The 1871-nt window shown below is 70.0% G+C and carries 3 protein-coding genes; 2 read left to right on the top strand and 1 reads right to left on the bottom strand.

Features of this window, described 5'->3' with window-relative positions; genetic code table 11:
- On the bottom strand, positions 1–346 hold a 346-nt coding region (locus tag ACZ38L_RS39330; RefSeq protein WP_465702929.1), incomplete at its 3' end, for a reverse transcriptase domain-containing protein.
- 92 nt (positions 347–438) lie between these two features.
- On the opposite strand from ACZ38L_RS39330, the gene ACZ38L_RS39325 reads away from it, so the two are divergent.
- Together ACZ38L_RS39325 and ACZ38L_RS39320 are read left to right on the top strand one after the other, a co-directional pair.
- On the top strand, positions 439–693 hold the full coding sequence (locus ACZ38L_RS39325; RefSeq protein ID WP_465702927.1) for a DUF5372 family protein: 255 nt from the start codon (positions 439–441) through the stop codon (positions 691–693).
- Positions 694–838: 145 nt separating this feature from the next.
- The coding region (locus ACZ38L_RS39320; RefSeq protein WP_465702925.1) for a recombinase family protein at positions 839–1871 on the top strand (1033 nt) is incomplete at its 3' end.

Raw genomic sequence — 1871 nt, 5'->3', positions numbered from 1 at the left:
CCAGGACCGAGAGCGCCACATTCGCCAGCAGCGGCGAGAGGATCCCACCTTGCGGAGTGCCGGTGACAGTTTCCTTGGAGGTGCCAACCTCAGTGAGGATGCCTGCCTTCAAGAACGCCTTCACCAGCGCGAGCACGCGCTTGTCTCCGATCCGAGCCCGCACCCGGTCCATCAGGGCCGAGTGCGAGATCTCGTCGAAGCACGCCTTGATGTCGCCCTCCAGCACCCACTCGTATGTCTTGGATGCCAGAAAGCGCGTCTCGGCCATGGCGTCGTGCGCCCGCCGGTTGGGCCTGAAGCCATACGAGCACGACGCGAAGTCCGCCTCGAAAATCGGCTCCAGCACCAGCTTCAAGGACGCCTGGACCACCCGATCCGCCACGGTCGGGACGGAGGCGGCATAGTGCCGTCGCGCCCAAGCAGCACTCGGGTTGGCTGGTGGTGACGCACCCCTTCCACCCGCTCGCAGGTCGTCAGGTCGAGGTCCTGTACTCAATGAAGCGCGGTTCGAGGCGGATGGTCGTCGTGGACACCGGCACCGGGGCGCGCATGACGCTGCCGCTTGAGTGGACCGACCGTGGGCCGGCCGCCGAGGGCGCGCGGGTGTCGCAGGAGTCCCTGATCGAGCTCCGAGCGCTCCTCGATGCTCTCGCGAGCCCTTGCCAGCGACAGGGCGGAGGCGAATCCTCATGAATGAACGCCCAGGTCGCGGCAGTAGCTTCGCCAGGCGCTGGCCGGGGACGAGGTGCCGCGGTGATCGATGGATGGGACCGCGCCCAGGCCGTGGCCGTGGTGGCGAACATGATCGAGGCGTCGCTGCGGGCGGGAGGTGGCGGCCGTGAACGGCGAGTCGAAGATCACCGCCTCGCACCGCACCCGACTGGCCGTCATCTACCTGCGCCAGTCGACGATGCTGCAGGTCCGCGAGCACACGGAGTCGACCGCGCGGCAGTACGCCCTGGCGGAGCTGGCGGTCTCGCTCGGCTGGCCGCCCGAACAGGTCGTGGTGATCGACGCGAACCTGGGAATCTCGGCCCGGTTCGGGACCGAGCGCGGCGGCTTCCACGAGGTGGTGGCGAAGGTCTGCCTGGCCGAAGTCGGCGCGGTCTTCGGCCTGGAGGTATCGCGCCTGGCCCGCTCGTCGGCGGACATCGCCCGGCTCCTGGAGCTGGCCCGACTCACCGACACCCTGGTCATCGACCTCGACGGGGTCTACGATCTCGCGGACTTCAACGACCGGCTGCTGCTCGGCCTCAAGGGCAGCATGTCCGAGGCCGAGCTCCACCTGCTCACCGGACGACTGCAAGGCGCCAAGCAGGCGGCTGCCGCCCGTGGAGACCTGCACGTGCCGCTGCCGGTCGGCCTGGTCTACGACGAGGACAGCCTCGTCGCGATCGACCCCGACGAAGAGGTCGCCGCCGCGGTGGCCGACGTGTTCGCCGAGTTCGCCCGCACCGGCTCCGCTTACGGCGTCGTCGCAGCCTTCACCACCCGCAAGTTCCCCCTGCGCGCCTACGGCGGCGTGTGGGACGGGCAGCTGCGCTGGGGCAAACTCACCCACGGCCGGGTGCTCGGCGTGCTGACCAACCCGGCCTACGCCGGGGCCTACGTCTACGGCCGGCACCGCACCCAGCGCACCGTCCGGCCGGACGGAACCGTGCGCACGACCTACCCGCGCCTGCCCCGCGATCAGTGGGCGATCGTCCTGCCGGAGCACCACGACGGCTACATCACCTGGCAGCAGTTCCTGGACATCGAGGCCAAACTGGCGGCGAACTGCACCCACCGCGGCGCCCGGCCGCCCCGCGAGGGCGAGCCGCTCTGCCAGGGCATCATCGGCTGCGGGTCCTGCGGATGCCGGATCGGCACCC

This window comes from Kitasatospora sp. NPDC024654 (assembly GCF_055559155.1).
Note: the sequence above shows the minus strand (reverse complement) of the source record. Positions and strands in the feature narration are given on the sequence as shown.